14 protein-coding genes are annotated in these 19,465 nt (G+C 68.2%); 7 read left to right on the plus strand and 7 right to left on the minus strand.

The genetic code is table 11. The features are described 5' to 3' along the window. The first annotated feature begins 110 nt into the window (after positions 1 to 110). The 7 genes from T8T21_RS06005 (at position 111) to T8T21_RS06035 (ending at position 9,257) form a co-directional block, all read left to right on the plus strand. Positions 111 to 1,175, plus strand: coding sequence for an ABC transporter permease (locus tag T8T21_RS06005; protein WP_322337190.1), 1,065 nt, complete (start codon positions 111 to 113; stop codon positions 1,173 to 1,175). Beyond that, the gene (locus T8T21_RS06010) at positions 1,172 to 1,963 is read left to right on the plus strand and encodes an ATP-binding cassette domain-containing protein (RefSeq protein WP_322337191.1); all 792 of its coding nucleotides are present in this window, start codon (positions 1,172 to 1,174) and stop codon (positions 1,961 to 1,963) included. Before T8T21_RS06005 ends, T8T21_RS06010 begins: the two co-directional genes overlap by 4 nt. Beyond that, a complete protein-coding gene (locus tag T8T21_RS06015; protein ID WP_322337192.1) occupies positions 1,960 to 2,667 on the plus strand; it encodes a nucleoside/nucleotide kinase family protein in 708 nt (235 codons plus the stop codon). The genes T8T21_RS06010 and T8T21_RS06015 overlap by 4 nt, the downstream gene beginning before the upstream one ends. Positions 2,668 to 2,814: 147 nt before the next feature. Further along, positions 2,815 to 4,077 carry a glucose-1-phosphate adenylyltransferase gene (gene glgC, locus T8T21_RS06020; RefSeq protein ID WP_322337193.1) on the plus strand — a complete coding sequence of 421 codons (1,263 nt, stop codon included), beginning with the start codon at positions 2,815 to 2,817 and terminating at the stop codon, positions 4,075 to 4,077. Further along, complete coding sequence (gene glgA, locus T8T21_RS06025; RefSeq protein ID WP_322337194.1) at positions 4,077 to 5,516, plus strand: glycogen synthase GlgA; 1,440 nt, start codon at positions 4,077 to 4,079, stop codon at positions 5,514 to 5,516. The genes glgC and glgA overlap by 1 nt, the downstream gene beginning before the upstream one ends. Further along, a complete protein-coding gene (glgX, locus tag T8T21_RS06030; RefSeq protein ID WP_183474767.1) occupies positions 5,513 to 7,624 on the plus strand; it encodes a glycogen debranching protein GlgX in 2,112 nt (703 codons plus the stop codon). Before glgA ends, glgX begins: the two co-directional genes overlap by 4 nt. Position 7,625: 1 nt before the next feature. Beyond that, positions 7,626 to 9,257 (plus strand): alpha-D-glucose phosphate-specific phosphoglucomutase, encoded by a 1,632-nt coding sequence (locus T8T21_RS06035; protein WP_322337195.1) that lies wholly within the window; start codon positions 7,626 to 7,628, stop codon positions 9,255 to 9,257. Between the two features lie 40 nt (positions 9,258 to 9,297). Here the strand turns inward: T8T21_RS06035 and T8T21_RS06040 are convergent, their stop codons facing one another. From T8T21_RS06040 to T8T21_RS06070, 7 genes are all read right to left on the minus strand, one after another. Next, the gene (locus T8T21_RS06040; RefSeq protein ID WP_322337196.1) at positions 9,298 to 10,257 is read right to left on the minus strand and encodes a magnesium transporter CorA family protein; all 960 of its coding nucleotides are present in this window, start codon (positions 10,255 to 10,257) and stop codon (positions 9,298 to 9,300) included. Positions 10,258 to 10,323: 66 nt separating this feature from the next. Next, entirely contained in the window at positions 10,324 to 10,533 is a 210-nt protein-coding gene (locus T8T21_RS06045; RefSeq protein WP_322337197.1) for a hypothetical protein, read from the minus strand. 115 nt (positions 10,534 to 10,648) lie between these two features. Then, positions 10,649 to 11,215: a PqiC family protein gene (locus T8T21_RS06050; protein WP_322337198.1), complete on the minus strand. Its 567-nt coding sequence runs from the start codon at positions 11,213 to 11,215 to the stop codon at positions 10,649 to 10,651. Positions 11,216 to 11,218: 3 nt separating this feature from the next. Next, positions 11,219 to 14,224, minus strand: a complete 3,006-nt coding sequence (locus T8T21_RS06055) for an MlaD family protein (protein ID WP_322337199.1) — start codon at positions 14,222 to 14,224, stop codon at positions 11,219 to 11,221. Then, a complete protein-coding gene (locus tag T8T21_RS06060; protein ID WP_322337200.1) occupies positions 14,221 to 14,844 on the minus strand; it encodes a paraquat-inducible protein A in 624 nt (207 codons plus the stop codon). The genes T8T21_RS06055 and T8T21_RS06060 overlap by 4 nt, the downstream gene beginning before the upstream one ends. Positions 14,845 to 14,861: 17 nt before the next feature. Continuing rightward, positions 14,862 to 15,524 carry a paraquat-inducible protein A gene (locus tag T8T21_RS06065; RefSeq protein ID WP_322337201.1) on the minus strand — a complete coding sequence of 221 codons (663 nt, stop codon included), beginning with the start codon at positions 15,522 to 15,524 and terminating at the stop codon, positions 14,862 to 14,864. Positions 15,525 to 15,734: 210 nt separating this feature from the next. Next, positions 15,735 to 19,325 carry a hydantoinase B/oxoprolinase family protein gene (locus T8T21_RS06070; protein WP_322337202.1) on the minus strand — a complete coding sequence of 1,197 codons (3,591 nt, stop codon included), beginning with the start codon at positions 19,323 to 19,325 and terminating at the stop codon, positions 15,735 to 15,737. Positions 19,326 to 19,465: the final 140 nt, after the last annotated feature.

Consider the following 19,465-nt stretch of genomic DNA (forward strand, 5'->3'; position numbering starts at 1 on the left):
CTCGGGGGCGCAGGATGTCCCAGACGGGGCGGGCCCCGTGCCCGCCCCGATCACGAGGGGCTGCGCGCCGGTGGCGTGTGCCCTGACACACGCCACGGGAGGGGCGCGTCATGACAGATACCGATCACTACGAAGCCTCGGTGCGCGAGAAACGCGCCGAGACGGTAGCCGAGTTCCACGAACACCGCAGCAGCCCGCTCAGCCGCTTACAGCACGCGTTGCACGTCACGCCCGCGCTGGTGCCGCTGATCGTGCTGCTCGCCTCGATCGTGATCTTCGGCCTGCTCCTGGGCTCGCGCTTCTTCTCGCCCTTCGCGCTGACGCTGATCTTGCAGCAGGTGCAGATCGTCGGCATCGTCGCCGCCGCGCAGAGCCTCGTCATCCTGACCGCCGGAATCGACCTCTCGGTCGGCGCGATCATGGTGCTCTCCTCGGTCGTGATGGGTCAGTTCACCTTCCGATACGGCATCCCTGCCCCGATCGCGGTTCTGTGCGGGCTGACCGTCGGCACCGCCTGCGGCTTCGTCAATGGCTGGCTGGTCTCGGTGATGCGGCTACCGCCCTTCATCGTGACGCTGGGCAGCTGGCAAATCTTCCTCGCCACCAACTACCTCTATTCCGCCAACGAGACGATCCGGGCGCAGGAGATCGAGGCCGCCGCCCCGATCCTGCAGATCTTCGGCGCCAAGTTCCAGATCGGCGGCGCGGTGTTCACGGTGGGTGTGGTGTTCATGATCGCGCTGATCCTCGTGCTAGGATGGGTGCTGCGCCACACTGCCTGGGGACGGCACGTCTATGCGGTGGGCGACGATGCCGAGGCCGCGCAGCTGTCGGGCGTCAACGTCAAACGCACCCTCGTCTCGGTCTACATGCTGTCGGGGCTGATCTGTGCCTTCGCCGGCTGGGCGCTGATCGGTCGGATCGGCTCGGTTTCGCCCACCTCCGGCTACGACGCCAACATCGAAAGCATCACCGCCGTGGTGATCGGGGGCATCTCGCTCTTCGGCGGGCGCGGTTCGATCATGGGCTCGCTGTTCGGCGCGCTGATCGTGGGCGTGTTCTCGCTCGGGCTGCGACTGCTCGGGGCTGACGCGCAGTGGACCTATTTTTTCATCGGCGTGCTGATCATCGCCGCCGTGGCCGTGGACCAGTGGATCAGGAAGGTGTCGGCATGACCCAGCAAACCCGCAAACCCATCCTCACGGGCCGTAATCTCGTCAAACGCTACGGCAAGGTGGTCGCCCTCGATCACTGCGATTTCGACCTCTACCCGGGTGAGATCCTCGCGGTGATCGGCGACAACGGCGCGGGCAAATCGACGCTGATCAAGGCCCTCTCGGGCGCGGTCACGCCCGACGACGGCGAGGTCTCGCTCGAGGGGCGGCAGGTGCATTTCCACTCGCCCAACGACGCCCGCCATGCCGGCATCGAAACGGTGTACCAGCAGCTCGCCATGTCGCCCGCACTGTCGATCGCCGACAACATGTTCATGGGGCGCGAACTGCGCAAACCGGGCTTCCGGGGCAAGTGGCTCCGTCAGCTCGACCGCCCGGCGATGGAGCAGTTCGCGCGCCAGAAGCTGAATGACCTCGGGCTGATGACGATCCAGAACATCAATCAGGCGGTCGAGACGCTGTCGGGCGGGCAGCGCCAGGGTGTGGCGGTCGCCCGCGCCGCGGCCTTCGGCTCCAAGGTGATCATCCTCGACGAGCCGACCGCCGCGCTCGGGGTGAAGGAAAGCCGCCGCGTGCTCGAACTCATCCTCGACGTAAAGTCGCGCGGTATCCCGATCATCCTGATCAGCCACAACATGCCGCATGTCTTCGAGGTTGCCGACCGGATCCACGTGCACCGTCTCGGCAAGAGGCTTTGCGTCATCGACCCCAAGAATCATTCGATGTCGGACGCGGTTGCCTATATGACGGGGGCAAAGGAACCCGAAGACGAGTTCGAGGCCGCATGACGGCCGACCAGGACCGAGAGGCGCGCTTGCTCGACGTGACATCGCACATCAACGCGCTGGCGGAACGGGTCCACGAACTGGCCGAGCGCCAGCCCCGGGTGATCGTCGGCATCGCCGGCGCGCCCGGCAGCGGCAAGTCGACCCTTGCCGCCGAACTGGCCCGGCGGCTGGAGCGACAGAAACTCTCGGCTCGGCTCGTGCCGATGGACGGTTTTCACCTCGACAACGCCGTGCTCGACCGGCGCGGCCTGCGCAACCGCAAGGGCGCGCCGGAGACCTTCGACGCGCGCGGCTTCGTGCTGCTGGTCAAGCGGCTCGCGCGCGGCGAGGAGGTCGTGGCGCCCGTCTTCGACCGGACGCGCGACATCGCCATCGCCGGCGCGCAGCTGGTGGAGGCCGAGGCCCGGGTGGTGATCGTCGAAGGCAACTACCTGCTGTTCGACGAGGCGCCTTGGTCCGAACTGGCCCGGATCTGGGATATCTCGGCGCTGCTCGACGTGCCGCTTCCCGAGTTGCGCGCGCGACTCATCGCTCGCTGGCTCGGCCATGGGTTGAGCCGTGCGGCGGCGACGCAGCGGGCGATGCACAACGACGTGCCCAACGCGCAGCGGGTGATCGAGCACGCCTTGCCTGCCGATCTGGTTTTGCGCCCCTCTTACGCCGCGTCATCGGCTCAGCCCGCCGCGCGTCACGCATCGGATTAGCCTAAACCAAAAAAACCTGCGAAATCCGTGTGTTCCAAAGCGACTTTGGACGTTGCTGATAGCTGATTCTGCCCTATGCTCACGAACCTGAGAGCCTCCGCGCCGGGCGCGCGGGCAGGACGACGAGGGACAGGGAGGCCCGTACTCATGGCACAGACTCATCGCAGACTTTCGCAGCGCTCCATGGCCTTCGTACTTGCCGGCGGCCGAGGCTCCCGGTTGCGGGAGTTGACCGACCGCCGGGTAAAGCCGGCCGTCTATTTCGGCGGCAAGGCGCGGATCATCGACTTCGCGCTTTCCAATGCCATGAACTCCGGCATCCGCAAGATCGCGGTGGCGACGCAGTACAAGGCGCACAGCCTGATCCGCCACTGCCAGCGCGGCTGGACCTTCTTTCGCGCCGAGCGCAACGAGTTCCTCGACATCCTGCCCGCCTCGCAGCGGGTCTCGGAGAGCATGTGGTACCGTGGCACCGCCGATGCGGTGACGCAGAACATCGACATCGTCGACGGCTACGACGTCGATTACGTGGTGATCCTCGCGGGCGACCACATCTACAAGATGGATTACGAGATCATGCTGCAGCAGCACGTGGACTCGGGTGCCGACGTCACCGTGGGCTGCCTGACCGTGCCGCGCATGGAGGCCACCGCCTTCGGCGTCATGCATGTCGACGAGAACAGCCGCATCACCTCCTTCCTCGAAAAGCCCAAGGATCCGCCCTCGATCCCCGGCCAGCCGGACAAGGCGCTCGCCTCGATGGGGATCTATGTCTTCTCGTGGAAATTCCTGCGCGAGCTACTGGCGAAGGACGCCGAGGACGAGAATTCCAGCCATGATTTCGGCACCGACCTGATCCCCAACATCGTCAAGAACGGCAAGGCGATGGCGCATCGCTTCGACGATTCCTGCGTGCGTCCCGAGGGGCGCGAGGCCTATTGGCGCGACGTCGGCACGGTCGACGCCTTCTGGCAGGCCAATATCGACCTCACCAATTTCGACCCCGAGCTGAACCTGTGGGACCGCGAATGGCCGATCTGGACCTATTCCGAAAGCGTGCCGCCTGCCAAGTTCATCCATGACGAGAAGGACCGGCGCGGCTCGGCCGTCTCCTCGATGGTATCGGGCGGCTGCATCATCTCCGGTACCGAAGTGCGCAATTCGCTGCTCTTCACGCAGGTGCACACCAATTCCTACTCGGTGCTCGATCACACCGTGGTGCTGCCCTATGTCAACGTCGCGCGCCATGCGCGGTTGAAGAACGCGGTGATCGACGCGGGCGTGAAGATACCCGAAGGGCTCGTGGTGGGCGAGGATCCGGAAGAAGACGCCAAGCACTTCCGCGTCTCCGAAGGCGGCGTGACGCTGATTACCCAGGCGATGCTCGACAAGCGGGCGGCCTTGCTCTGATGCGGGTGCTGTCGGTCGCCTCGGAATGCGCGCCGCTGGTCAAGACTGGCGGTCTTGCCGACGTGGCGGGCGCCCTGCCCGCCGCGCTGCGCGCCGAGGGCGTCGAGATGCGCACGCTGTTGCCGGGCTACCCGGCGGTGATGGCGGCACTGGGCCACGGCGCGGGGCAAGTGGCCGCGGAATCCGACCTCTTCGGTGGTCCGGCCCGGCTGCTCGCCGGGCACGCGGCAGGGCTTGACCTGCTGGTGCTCGACGCGCCGCATCTCTTCGCCCGCGAGGGCTCGATCTATCTCGGGCCGGACGGGCAGGATTGGCCCGACAACCCCGAACGCTTTGCCGCGCTCAGCCTCATGGCGGCGCGGATCGGGGCCCGGGGTCTGACGATCGACGGCGCGGCATGGCGCCCCGAGCTGATCCACTGCCATGACTGGCAGGCCGGTTTCGTGCCTGACTATCTCGACCGCGAAGGCGGCGACTGCGCGACGGTGCTGACGATCCACAACATCGCGTTCCAGGGACTGACGGGCCACCACATGATCGAGCGGCTCGGTCTGCCACGATCACGCTTCCACGCCGACGGCTTCGAATATTACGGCAAGCTTTCGGCGCTCAAGGCCGGGCTGATGCGCGCCGACCGGTTGACCACCGTCTCGCCCACCTATGCGGCCGAGCTGATGCGGCCCGAGTTTGGCATGGGGCTCGACGGGGTGATGCGGGCCCGCCGGCGCGACCTGTCGGGCATCCTCAACGGCATCGACGAGACGGCCTGGAACCCCGCCACCGACCCGCATATCGCCGAAGGCTATCGTCATCCGGCAGGGAAGGCGCCCAATCGCGACGCGCTGCGCGCCGAGATGGGCCTGCCTGATGCCCCCGGGCCGCTGTGCTGTGTCGTGTCGCGGCTGACCGAGCAAAAGGGCCTCGACCTGCTGCTCGAGGCGCTGCCCGCGCTTCTGGATCGCGGCGGCCAGCTGGCGCTTCTGGGCTCGGGCGACCGGGCGCTGGAGGATGCGTTCCGCGATGCCGCACGGGAGGACAACGTGGCGGTACGGATCGGCTATGACGAGGCACTGTCGCACCGGCTGATCGCCGGCTCCGACGCGATCCTCGTGCCCTCGCGCTTCGAGCCCTGCGGGCTGACCCAGCTCTATGGCCTGCGCTACGGCACCATTCCCGTGGTGGCGCTGACCGGCGGTCTCGCCGATACCGTGATCAACGCCTCTCCCGCCGCGCTCGACCGTGGCGTGGCGACCGGGCTGCAGTTCCATCCGGTCGCCAAGGACCCGCTGGCCGTGGCGCTCGACCGGCTATGCGACCTTCATGCCGAGCCGGAGGTCTGGGCCCAGCTGCAGGCCAACGCGATGCGCCAGCCGGTCGGCTGGACCAGCTCGGCGAGGGCCTATGCGGCGCTCTACCGGGATGCTATCGCCGCGGCATGAACAGGAAGAACCGGATCAGCGCCGGCCGGCCCCACCCGCTCGGCGCAACCTATGACGGCGAAGGGGTCAACTTCGCCGTCTTCTCGCAAAACGCCACGCGAATGCAGCTCTGCCTGTTCGAGCGTCACGGCCGCGAGACCGCGCGGATCGATCTGCCCGAACGCGAAGGGCATGTCTGGCACGGCTACATCCCCGGACTGAAACCCGGCCAGCATTACGGCTTCCGCGCCCATGGCCCCTACCGCCCCGACGAGGGCCACCGCTTCAACCCCAACAAGCTGCTGCTCGACCCGTATGGCAAGCAGATCAGCGGCCATCCGATCTGGCACGACGCGCTGCATGGCTACGACACCCGCTCGAAGCTGCAAGATCTGAGCTACGACACCCGCGACAGCGCGCCCTACATGACCCGCTCGGTGGTCTGCGACACCTCCAAGCTGTTGCCCGCGCGCCATCCCGACCGGCCCATGGCCGATACGGTGATCTACGAGGCGCATGTCGCAGGCCTCACCGCAGACCGGCCCGACATCGCCAGCCGAGGCCGTTTCCAGGGGCTGGCCTCGGACCGGATCATCGACCATCTCGGACGCCTCGGCATCACCGCGATCGAGCTTCTCCCGGTGCATGCCTTCGTCAATGACCGCTTCCTTGTCGAAAAGGGCCTTTCGAACTACTGGGGATACCAGTCGATCGGCTTCTTCGCCCCCGAGCCGCGCTACCTCGCCTCCCACGATATCGCCGAATTCCGCGCCATGGTCGACCGGTTCCACTCCGCCGGGATCGAGGTACTGCTCGACGTGGTCTACAACCACACCGGCGAGGGCAACCAGCTCGGCCCGACACTGTGCTTCCGCGGCCTCGACAACGCCAGCTACTACCGGCTGGCGGAGAACCGACGCTACCACATCGATGACACCGGCACCGGCAACACCCTCAATATCGAGCATCCAATGGTGCTGCGCATGGTGATGGACAGCCTGCGCTACTGGGTCGAGGTGATGGGCGTGGACGGCTTCCGCTTCGACCTGTGCACGACGCTGGGCCGTCGGCGCGATGGCTTCGACCGCAACGCCCCGTTCTTCCAGGCACTGCGCCAGGACCCGGTGCTGGGCCGGGTCAAGCTGATCGCGGAGCCTTGGGACATTGGGCCAGGCGGCTACCAGCTCGGCGCCTACCCGCCGCCTTTCTCGGAGTGGAACGACAAGTTCCGCGACGAGGTGCGGGATTTCTGGCGCGGCAGCCCCGACATGATCGGCAAGCTGGCCAGCCGGCTTTCGGGATCGGCCCAGCAATTCGACCACGACAACCGGCCTGCCACCGCCTCGATCAACTTCCTGACCGCGCATGACGGCTTCACGCTGATGGACCTGGTGTCCTACAACGAGAAGCACAACGAGGCCAATGGCGAGGACAACCGCGACGGCCATTCCGCCAACCACAGCGACAACATGGGCGTCGAGGGACCGACCGACGACGTGTCGATCAACGCCGCCCGCGCCCGGCGGCGTCGCAACATGCTGGCGACGCTGATGATCAGCCAGGGCACGCCGATGCTGCTTGCCGGCGACGAGTTGGGCAACAGCCAGCAGGGCAACAACAACGCATATTGCCAGAACAACGAAATCGGCTGGGTCAACTGGTCGGGCAACGACCCGGACTTCCTCGCCTTCGTGCGCAAGCTGGTGGCGTTCCGACGCGCCCACCCGATCCTGCGGCAGAAGCGTTTCCTGCACGCCCGCAGCCGCAAGATCGACAACCGCACCGATCTGTTCTGGCGCCGCGCCGACGGCCGACCGATGACCGACGCCGACTGGCAGGACCCCGAGCGGCGACTGCTGGCCTGCGAGATGCGCACCGCGTCGGGAACGCCAGACTACGCGGCGTTGGAATACGCGCTGTTCATCGTCATCAACAATGGCGGCCCCTGCCCGGTCGCCTTGCCCGCCCCGCCCGAGGGCTATCAATGGGTGCGCCATATCGACAGCGCCCGGCCCATGGCCGATCCGCGCCCGCACGGGCTGCGCACCCGCATCCGCGGCCGATCCGTGGTGGTGATGGTGCTCGAACCCGCAGAGACCGCCCAGACACCCGCAAGCCGAGGAGACTGACATGAAACCGATCACGGTCGATACCAAGCCGATCCAGGGCCAGAAGCCCGGCACCAGCGGCCTGCGCAAGAAGACGCGCGTCTTCATGGGCCCGCATTTTCTCGAGAACTACGTGCAGTCGATCTTCGACGGCATCGGCGGGGTCGAGGGCAAGACTCTGGTTCTCGGAGGCGACGGGCGCTACTTCAACGACCGCGCGGCGCAGGTGATCCTGCGCATGGCTGCCGCCAACGGCGCCGCCAAGGTCATCGTCGGTCAGGACGCGGTCCTGTCCACCCCCGCCGCCTCGCACCTGATCCGCAAGCGCGGCACCGATGGCGGGCTGATCCTCTCGGCCAGCCACAACCCCGGCGGCGAGGACGAGGATTTCGGGCTGAAGTTCAACGCCGCCAATGGTGGCCCCGCCCCTGAGAGCATCACCGACAAGATCCACGCCGCGACCCAGGGGTTGACCCGTTACCGCATCGTCGAGGCGCAGGACGTCGATCTCGTCTCCCCCGGCACGACCAGCCTCGGCGATATGCAGATCGAGGTGGTGGACCCGGTGGCCGATTACGCGATGCTGATGGAGGAGATCTTCGACTTCGACGCGATCCGCGAATTGCTCGCCTCGGGCTTCCGCGTCCGGTTCGACGCGATGCACGCGGTGACCGGCCCCTATGCGGTCGAAATCCTCGAAAACCGGCTCGGCGCTGCTTCGGGATCGGTGGTCAACGGCACGCCGTCGCCTGATTTCGGCGGCGGTCACCCGGATCCGAACCCGATCTGGGCCAAGGATCTGGTCGATGCGATGATGGGCGACGACGCGCCCGATTTCGGCGCCGCCTCGGATGGTGACGGCGATCGCAACATGATCATGGGGCGCGGCGTCTACGTCACCCCCTCCGACAGCCTCGCGCTGCTCGCGGCCCATGCCCATCTCGCACCGGCCTACAGCGGCGGCCTCAAGGGCGTGGCCCGCTCCATGCCGACCTCGGCCGCCGTGGACCGCGTCGCCGAGAAGAAGGGCATCGCCTGCTACGAGACGCCGACCGGCTGGAAGTTCTTCGGCAACCTGCTTGATGCCGGGAAGGCGACGCTTTGCGGCGAAGAAAGCGCCGGCACCGGCTCGGACCACGTGCGCGAGAAGGACGGGCTCTGGGCGGTGCTCCTTTGGCTCAACATCCTCGCTGTGACGAAGAAGAGCGTGAAGGAGCTGCTGGCCGAGCATTACGCCGAATACGGGCGCAACTACTACTCGCGCCACGACTACGAGGATGTGGAGACCGACAAGGCCAACACGCTGATGGACGGGCTGCGCGGCAAGCTGGGCAGCCTGCCGGGCCAGAGCTTCGGCGGGCTGACGGTGAAGTCCGCCGACGAGTTCTCCTATGACGATCCGGTCGATGGCAGCCGTGCCACGGCGCAGGGTCTGCGCATCGGCTTCGAGGATGGCGGCCGGGTTGTATTCCGGCTCTCGGGCACCGGCACGGTGGGCGCGACGCTGCGCGTCTATCTCGAAGCGCTGGAGACCGACCCCGCCAAATGCGACCGCGACCCGCAGGACGCGTTGGCGCCGATCATTGCCGCCGCCGACGAGATCGCGGGCATCAAGGCCCATACCGGCCGCGACGCGCCCAACGTCATTACCTGACGAATCCGGCCCCGCCGTCCCGAACGGCGGGGCCTCGGCCTCACAGCCAGCCCTTGGCCTTGAACCAGATCCAGGTTCCCACCGCCGAGGCCACCATCGCGCTCAGCGCGATGAAATAGGCATAGGGCTCGTCCAGCTCGGGCATGTGGGCAAAGTTCATCCCGTAGATCGAGGCGATAAGCGTCGGCGGCAGGAACAGCGCTGCGACGACCGAAAGCGTGCGCACCACGGCGTTCTCGTCGAGATTGATCATGCCCAGCGTGGCGTCGGTCGCCAGCGCCACGCGGCTGTTGAGAAAATCCAGATGCACCTCGAGCGCGTTGATGTCGCGCATCTGCGCCTTGGCGAGCGTGGCAATCTGCGGATCGCGGCTCTTCATGGTGCCGTTCCAGACGATGAAGGTCGACAGCATCCGCTCCATGGTGAACAGCGCCAGCCGCACCTTGGCGGTCAGCTCGCCCTGCTGGCCGATATCGCGCAAGGCCAGCCGCAGCCCCTCCACGTCGTTGGCCTCCTCGCCATAGACTTCGCTCGCCACGCGGTCGAGCACCCGGCCCGTCGCTTCCAAAAGGTCGGCCTGACGCGCGATGATCTCCTCGACCAGCCCGAGGAAGACCCGCACCGGACTGCCGATGCCCGCGCTCGACCGCTCGGCCCGGGTGCCGAAGGTCTCGAAGGGGCGCGGCGTGTGGTGGCGCACCGTGATCAGTCGCTCGGGCGTCAGAAGGAAGGTCACCGGGCCAGAGAACTGCCGCCTTTCGGCGTCTCGCCCGGGCAGCATCACCGTCATCACCTGGCAGTCGCCCGCGCGATGCAGCCGGTTGGAGATCTCGATCTCCTCCATGTCTTCGAGGGTCGGAACCGACAGCCCAAGCGCCTCGACCCGCGCGGTCTCTTCGGCATCGGGCTCGAGCAGGTCGATCCAGATCGCCTTCGCAAGATCGCCCTCGGCCTCGAGCGGCGCGAGACCGGGGGCATCGGGTCGGTAGGCAGCCAGCATCGCGTCTCTCCTGTTTCATGCGTCGCATGAGGGAGATAGCGCCACCTCGCCCCGGTCCAGCCCGGCTCAGCGGTCGCGGTCGGTGTCGTCCTCCGGGAGGCGGAAATCGAAGAAGAACTGCCAGCCGATCCAGAGCGCCGCGACGCCGAACAGCAGCGCCCATCCCGGCGCGCCGCGCCACAGCTCCAGCAGCGCCCAAGCCAGAACGAGGCCGAACACCAGCACCCGCCGCCAAAGCGGGATGAAGATCGGACTGCGCACGTCGAAGAATCTCATCTGGCGGCCTCCGTTGGCATTGCCGTGGCCCCTTCGGGCCCCGACATCGTCCGCGCGATCATGCCCGAGAGAGCGGAACGAAGCACGGGGTTTCGTTCCGCTTGGGAAGTTTACGTCAGCGCAAGCCGGACTTGGCGATCAGTTCGGCCAGCTCGGTCATCGCCTTGGCGCGCGCCGCTGCGAGACCGGCCGCACCGGGGGCCTCGGGGATCGGCACGGCGATGGCGAAGGTCTCTGCCTTGTCACGGCCGAGCGCGTCGCGCGTGGCCACGAAATATTGCCCCGCCACCCGGAAGCGGCCCTGCGCGTCGGCCAGGAACTCCTCGACGCGGACCTCGACCCGCGCCTCGGCGAAATCGTCGAAGGGCCACGGTTCGGGCGCCACCCGTGCGCCCGTCGACAGTCCGAGGGCGCGCGACAGCTCCAGCGTCGCGGCACGCGCCGGATCGTCGGCCCAGAGCAGCTTGTCGGCGGTGGTGATCACCCCTTCGGGCGTCTCGACGAAGATCTCCTCGAGCGCCGCATAGGTCGGCAGCGTGATCTCGCGCACCTCGACCGAGGCGAAGGCGATCGAAACCTTCTCGGTCGGGGCGATCTGCGGCACCGCGTAGCGCAGTTCCGGCCCGCCGCAGGCGGCCAGCAGAGCGAGGAGCGCCAAGGCGGCGAACGGACGGTTCTTCATGGTCTAGCGTCCTGTCAGAAGCGAATTGGGGCGGCGTTCGATGGCCCGGGCAAGCGAGCCCACGGCCTCGGCGGCCTGAGACACCTCGCGCAGCGCCGCGCGCAGGTCGCGCAGCGCCGGTTCGGTGCTGTCGCCGATCGTTGCCACCGTGCCGTTCGAGGTCACCAGCAGCGCCTCGGCGCGGCTGACCAGCGAGGGCAGCGTGCGGGCGGCCTCGGCCAGACGGTCGGCGGCGTTGGCGGCCGAAGCGAACGTGGCGTTGGCGTTCTCGACCACGCCGCCCTCGCTGATCTGCGCGAGGATGACCCGCAGCTCGCCGAGCGCGCCGTTCAGCTCACCCGGCAGCGCACGCACCGAGTCCTGCTTGATCAGCCGGTCGGCGCTGTTGAGCAGGCTGTTGGCCTCGGCCACGAGCACCTCGAGCGGCAGATCGGCAGCCTTGCCCGCCACCGCGTTCAGGCTGTCGATCAGCTGCGGCGCGCCCGACAGCGAGCGGTCGAGGCTGTCGGCCGCGCGTGCGGCGCTGTCGATCGCTGCCACGAGGCTTTCGCCCCCGCCGCCCGCGTTAACCTCGGCCAGCAGGGTACGCGCTTCGGCGACCCCCAGCTCGAGCTCGCCCGCAAGCGTGCCGAGCTGGCCCGGCAGCGCCCGCGCCGCCTCGGTGCCGATCAGAGCGCGCGCGTCCTGCGCGAGGCCCGAGACCCGGTCGAGCAGCGTGTCGACCGGCAGTTCCTGGGCCATCGCGGCCACGGCGTCGATCCGTTCGATCAGCTGCGGCACGCCCTCGAGCGAAGCGTCGAGCCGCGACGCCGCCTGTCCTGCCGCGTCGACGGTCTCCAGCAGGCGCGTCACGCCCTGTTCCTCGTTGAGCGTGGCGATCAGGGTCCGCGCCTCGGCAGTGCCGGTCTCGAGCTCGGCCAGCAGCGCGTTGACCCGGCCCGGCAGGGCGCGGGCGTCGTCCGTGTCGATCAGGCCGCGCGCGGCGCCGGCGAGATCGCCGACCTCGGTGAGCAGCGTCTCGAGCGGCAGTTCGTTGGCGGTGGCCGCCAGCGTGTCGAGCCGCGACACCAGCTGCGGAACGCCGGCCAGCGACTCGTCGAGCGTCGTCACCGCGGCGCGGGCCGCGTCGACCGTCTCCAGCAGCCGCGTGACGGCCTGCTGTTCGTTCAGCCCGGCGATCAGCGTCCGTGCCTCGGCGGTGCCGCCTTCCAGCTCGGCGAGGAGCGTGTTGACACGCCCCGGCAGGGCCTGCGTCTCCTCGGCACCGATGAGGCCACGTGCCTCCTCGGCCAGACCCGAGACCTCGGTCAGCAGGGTCTCGAGCGGCAGCTCGGCGGCCATCTCGGCCACGCGGTTGAGGTTGTCGATGAGCTCCGGCACGCCGTCGAGCGCGGTGTCGAGATCGGCGGTCACCGCCGTGGCACCATCGACCGCCGCGAGGATGCGCGTCACGGCCTCGGCCGCGCGCACGTCGTCGAGGATCGCGCGGACATCCGAGACAGCGAGCTCGATCTCGCTCATCACCACGCCGATCTGCTCCGGCACGGCCTGCACTTCATCGGAGCCGACGAAGCCGCGGATATCGCCGAGCAGCGCGCGGATGTCGCTCGGGGTCTGCTGCAGATCCTCGGAGCCGATCAGCCGGGCCGAGTTCTCGAGGAAGCTCGTGGCCGAGGCCAGCAGTTCCTCGATCGGCAGGTTGTTGATCCGGTCGAGCGTACCCTGCGCCGTGGCCTGCACGTCGGAGATCTCGCTCTCGGTCACCGGGATCGCCGGATAGGGCAGAGCATTGACGTTCAGCACGGCCTGCTCGGTGGCCGGCACGTCGATCAGCTGCACCTTGAGGCCGCCGGTCAGGATCGACCCGGTGACGAGCCGCGCGCGCAAACCATCGGCCACCTCGTCGACGAAATACTGAAGCGCCTCCTCGACACCACCATCATCGGCCATGCCGAGCCTCGACGGCAGGATGGTCAGCACGGTCTGGAGCCTGACGCCGCGATCGCCGAAGCGCTCCTCGTCGACGAGGCCGTTGAGACCGGACACCGAGCCGATGCGCACGCCGTCGAGCTCGACCGGCGCGCCGACCGCGAGACCCGAGACGTTGCCGTCGAACACGGCCACGAGGTTGAGCGAGGGGCCGTCCGGGGTGTTGAACACCGAGTTGCGGGCGGTTTCCTCGGCGTCATAGACCTCGAAGGTCTGGCCGCTCTGGGCCAGCGTCGCGCCCGACACGAAGGTGTCGAAGGCGAGCCCGCCCGCGAGCAGCGCCGCGACGCTGTCGAAGTCGATCTCGGCCCCACCGGTGCCGATCTTGACCGAGAAGCCGGAGGTATCCCAGAACCGCGTCGTCTCGGTGACGAGGTTGTCATAGGGCGCGTAGATCACCGCAGGCGCCTCGACATAGAAGCCGTCGGCGGACACGCCGGCCTGGCCAATGCGTCCCGCCTCCACGCCCTTGTAGAGGATCGGGCTGTTGCCGGAGAGCACGCCCTCGGTCGCGCGCAGCGTGATCTCGATGCCATCGCGGTCGGGGCCGAGCAGCGGTGCGCGCTCGAGCCCGGCGAAGCTTCGTCCGGCCTTGCCGGCCTGACCATCCCACTGGCCGCGGATATAGACCCCAGACAGCACCGTATCGAGGCCCGACACGCCCTCGGTCGAGACCTCGGGACGGACGATCCAGAAATCGGCGTCGTCGTCGATATAGGGGGCGATGTCCTTGTCGACCCGGATCGAGATCGCCACTTGGTCGAGGCCTTCGGTGAAGCTCACCTGCTCGACGATGCCGACCGCCACGTCACGGAAGCGCAGTTCGGTCTCGCCAGCCAGCACGCCGCCCGCCTCGTCGAACTGCACCTTGATCAGCGGCCCCTGCTCGCTCCACTGCTTCCAGCCGATGCCCAGCGCCACCGCCAGCGCGCCGAGCGGCACCAGCCAGACGACCGAGACGCGGCTGCGCAGCGGCCGCCGCTCGCCCTCGACGGGCACGTCGGGTATCTCGCCGCTCACGCGCGTTCGTCCGAGGCGGAATCATCCGCCGCGCGATCCCAGATCAGGCGCGGGTCGAAAGCTTGGGCGGAGAGCATCGTGAAGATCACCGAGAGTGCGAAAGCGAGCGCCGCCGGGCCCGGCTTGATCGAGGCGGCCAGATTCAACTGCACCAGCGCCGTCAGGATCGCAACCACGAAGACGTCGATCATCGACCAGCGCCCTATATACTCCACGATTTCATAGAGCCTGTGGCGCGATTGCGGCGGCGTACGCGAGCCGCGCCGCACCGAGGTGGCGAGCCAGGCGATGGCCGCGAACTTGCCGATCGGGATCGCCACCGAGGCGATCAGGATGATGATCGCCACGAAGGGCGCGCCCTGCTTCGCCAGCTCGATCGCGCCGCCGACGATGGTGTCCTCGGAGACCTGGAACAGCACCTGGGTGCGCAGCATCGGGTAGAGGTTCGCCGGAAAATAGCACAGCAGCCCCGCCGCCCACCACGCCCAGACCCGGCTCAGGCTATGGGTGTCGCGCGACACCAGCGTCTTGCCGCAGCGGCCGCAGCGGTCGGTTCCCATCGGCCAGACCCGGGTGCAGCGCGTGCAGGCGACGAGACCCGCCTCGCGAGCGGTGGTCATGGGGGTAGCGGCGCCGCTCATGCCGGGGCCTTCGTGCGACGCGCGCCATAGCCATGTTCCAGCGACTCCCAGACCGACCAGCGGCACATCCAGCGGTCGTGGATCACCGTCAGGAAGACGAGCGCGGCGAACATCCAGAAGGCCGGGCCGAAGCTCAGATGCGCAAGGTCGGCGACCTTGACCAGCGCCACGGCGCAGCCCAGCGCGAAGATCTCGGCCATCGACCATGGCCGCAGCGCCTCGGCCAGCGCAAAGAGGCGAAGTGCTCCCGGCGGCGCGGGCCGATCGAAGACCAGCGGGCCGAGCACGTAGATGGTCAGGATCGCGCGCGCCATCGGCACCAGCACGATCAGTGCCGTCACCGCGATGGACAGTAGAAGCAGCGGCCCGCCAGTGAAGCTCAGCGCGGCGTCAAGCAGCGTCGCCTCGTTGACGAAGCCCTGCCGGCTGATCTTCAGGAACGGAAACCACACCGCGCCGAGCACCAGGATCAGCGAGGTGGCGGAGAGCATGATGATGATCATGCCCGCGCGTTTTCTCGGGGCGATCAGCACGGTGTGGCAGCGCGCGCAGACCGCGCGTTCGCCCTGCTCCGGCATCCGGGCACGGTAGATCGCGTCGCATTGCGGGCAGGCGATGAGATGCGCCGGATCGACGCGCGCGATGTCTGTGCTGTGCATGGGGTCCGCCCGTCAGATCACTTGGCCCGAATACTACGGCCGCATGAGGGGAAAGGCCACGGGCCGAACACGACACTGCGCGCACGGCACCGTGACGGTGCACGGCCCAAAGCTCGGCAAGCGCAGGTCCGCGAGAGAACGGGCGTCGGCTCTGCGCTCGCAAACGTTCCCCGGCGTCCTTCTCGAGACATGCGCTACCGTCGTCCGCTCTCAGTCCCTCCGCCCGACACCCCCGGGCGTCGGCGTCACCACGGTGACCGTCTCACCCGGTCGCAACCGGGTCTGCGCGCAGGCGGCCAGCGTCTCCACGGAGCCGTCCAACCGCCCGACCTCGGTGCGGCCAACCTCGCCCGCGCCGCCACCGTCGAGGCCCTCCGGCGGGCGGTGCCGGTGCGAGGACAGGATCGACAGGTCCATCTCCTCGAGGAACCGCAGCCGTCGCGTCGTGCCGTCGCCGCCCCGGAACGCCCCATCGCCGCCCGAGCCGGGGCGCAGCCCGAAGCTCTCCAGCAGCACCGGGAACCGCGTTTCCAGCACCTCCGGGTCAGTGAGCCGCGAATTGGTCATGTGGGTGTGGACGCCGGATGTCCCGGCAAAGCCGCGCCCGTCATTCAGCCGTCCCGCCGGGCTGCCGGAGCAGATCGTCTCGTAATACTGGTACCGTTCATTGCCGAAGGTGAGGTTGTTCATCGTCCCCTGGGCATTGGCCAGCGCGCCCAGCGCCTGGAACAGCGCGTTGGTCACGTGCTGCGAGGTCTCGACATTGCCCGCCACCACGGCGCGCGGATAGGCGGGGCGCAGCATGGAGCCCTCGGGGATCACGATCTCGATCGGCCTGAGGCAACCCGCGTTCATCGGGATCGGCTGCTCGCACATCACCCGGAAAACATAGAGCACCGCGGCACGAGCAACCGGTTCGGGCGCGTTGAAGTTGTTGTCGCGCGCCTCGGAGGTGCCGGTGAAGTCGACCCGTGCCCGCCGCGCCTCGCGATCCACGGTAATCCGCACCCGGATCACCTGACCGGTGTCGGTCTCGTAATCGCAATCGCAGTCCGACAGCCGCTCGATCAGCCGCGCCACCTCCTCGGCGGCGTTGTCCTGCACATGCCCCATATAGGCGCGCACCACGTCGAGGCCGAACTCGCCGACCATACGCCGCAGCTCCGCCGCGCCACGCGCGTTGGCGGCGACCTGTGCCTTGAGGTCGGCGATGTTCTGGTCGGGGTTGCGGCAGGGGTAGCGATGCGCGGTCAGAAGCTCGCGCAAGGCCTCCTCACGAAACGCACCCCGATCGACAAGGTGGAAGTTGTCGATCAGCACCCCTTCCTCGTCCACCGTCGTCGCCAGCGGCGTCATCGAGCCGGGCGCGGTCCCACCGACATCGGCATGGTGTCCCCGGCTCGCCGTCCAGAATAGGATCTCCGCCCCAGCTTCATCGAAGACCGGCGAGACGACGGTGATGTCCGGCAGATGGGTGCCGCCATTATAGGGCGCGTTCAGCGCGAAGACGTCGCCCGGCCGGATCGTCTCGTTCTGCCGGATGATCGCCTCGACCGAGCGATCCATGCTGCCCAGATGCACCGGCATGTGCGGCGCGTTGGCCACCAGCGCGCCGTCGCGATCGAAGACCGCGCAGGAGAAGTCGAGCCGCTCCTTGATGTTGACAGACTGGGCGGTGTTCTGCAGCGCCACGCCCATCTGTTCCGCGATGTTCATGAACAGGTTGTTGAACACCTCAAGCAGGATCGGATCGGCCTCGGTTCCGGCCGCAAGCTGGCGCGGGGCGCGTTCGTGACGGGTAAGCAATATGTCGTCGCGCGCCGTCAGCCGCGCGGTCCATCCCGGCTCGACCACGATGGTCTGGTTCGGCTCGACGATCAGCGCGGGCCCGCGCATCTCGTGGCCCGGGGCGATATCGGCGCGGCGGTGCACCTGCGCCTCGTGCCAGGCGCCGCCGGAAAAGAAGCGCGCCGTCTCGCCCGTGCCGGCCTGCCCGCGCGCGGGCGCATCACTACCGGTCTCGGCCATCGCATGCGGCGGCTCGGTGCCCTCGACCTCGACCGCCTCGATCACCAGTTCCCGTCCTGGGCTGAGGAAGCCGAACTGCGCCTCGTGAGCGGATTCGAAGGCGACGCGGGCGGCCGCCATGTCGCCCGAATAGCTCACCTGCAGCGCGGTATCGGTGCCGGCATAGCGCAGGTGCAGCCGGGTCGCATAGCTCTCCTGCGTCACGCCCTGCCCGGCCAGATCACGGCGCACCTGATCGGTCAGATCCGCGATCACCGCGTCGAGCGCCGCGCGCGTGGCCTCTTCCATCGGCTGCACCAGCCCCTGCTGGCGGCTGGCCGAAACGGTGGCCAGCCCGATGCCGTAGGCCGAGAGCAGGCCCGAGAGCGGGTGCACCAGCACCGCCTCCATGCCCAGCGCGTCGGCGACGAGGCAGGCATGCTGGCCGCCCGCCCCGCCGAAGGAGTTGAGCAGGTAGCGCGTCACGTCATGGCCGCGCTGGACCGATATCTTCTTGATCGCGTTGGCCATGTTCTCCACGGCGATCCTGACGAAGCCCTCTGCGGCCTCCTCCGGGCTGCGCTCGCCCGCGATCTCCGCGAAGGCCGCCCTCACCCCGTCACGATCGAGCGGCTGATCCTGACCAGGCCCGAAGATCGCCGGAAAAAGACTCGGGTCAAGCTTGCCCAGCATGACATTCGCATCGGTCACGGTGAGCGGCCCGCCACGCCGGTAGCACAGAGGCCCCGGATCGGCGCCCGCGCTGTCAGGCCCGACGCGAAAGCGGCCCGGCTCGGCATGCAGCACCGATCCTCCGCCCGCCGCGACCGTGTGGATGCGCATCATCGGCGCCCGGATCCGCACACCCGCGACCTCTGTGTCGAAGGCGCGCTCGAAATCGCCGGCGCAGTGCGCCACGTCGGTGGAGGTCCCGCCCATGTCGAAACCGATCACCTTGTCCCAACCGGCAGCCCGGGCCGTCTCGACCATGCCGACCACGCCGCCCGCCGGTCCCGACAGGATCGCGTCCTTGCCCTGGAACGCCTCGGCCGCGGTCATGCCGCCGGAGGACATCATGAATTGCAGCGTCGGTCCCGCCTCGCCCGGCGGCGTCGCGCCCAGCGCGCCGGAAACCCGCGCCACGTAGCGCCGCAGGATCGGCGAGAGATAGGCGTCGACCACCGTGGTGTCGCCCCGGCCGACGAGCTTCAACAGCGGCGACACCTCATGGCTGACCGAGACCTGCCCGAAGCCCATGCCACGCACCATTTCCGCCAGCGCCGCCTCGTGGGCGGGTGCGGTCCAAGCGTGCATCAGCACGATTGCCACGGCGTCGATGCCATCGGCGCGCAGCCGCTCGAGTTCCGGACGCAGGGCTTCCGCGTCCATCGGCCGCTCGACGGCGCCATCGGCCCGCACCCGCTCATCGACCTCGATCACGCGACTGTAGAGCTGTTCGGGCAATTCGATCTGCTTGGCAAAGATGTCAGGCCGGGCCTGATAGGCGATCCGGAGGGCATCTCGGAAGCCCCGGGTGATCAGCAGCGCCGTTCTGTCACCTTTGCGCTCCAGGAGCGCGTTGGTGGCGACGGTGGTCCCCATCTTGACCGTGCCGATCCGCGAGGGGTCGATCGCGCCGCCGAGCAGGCGCCGGATGCCCTCGATCGCCGCGTCCTCGTAAGCCTCGGGATTTTCGGACAGGAGCTTGAGCGGATGGAGCGCACCGTCGGGCGCCCGTCCCACCACATCGGTGAAGGTGCCGCCACGGTCGATCCAGAAATCCCACACGCTCATGCTCCGCCCCTCTCGCAATTCCCGCACAGGGGTGCGCAATCCTCCTCCAGTGGTCAAGCCGCTCCGAATCTCGCGCATTAGCTCAGGCACTGGGCAAATGCCCGAAGCTGTGGCAGTCTGCCCCCGGAGGAGATAAGGGC

Source organism: Limimaricola variabilis, assembly GCF_034371605.1.
In the GTDB taxonomy this organism is placed as follows: domain Bacteria; phylum Pseudomonadota; class Alphaproteobacteria; order Rhodobacterales; family Rhodobacteraceae; genus Limimaricola; species Limimaricola variabilis.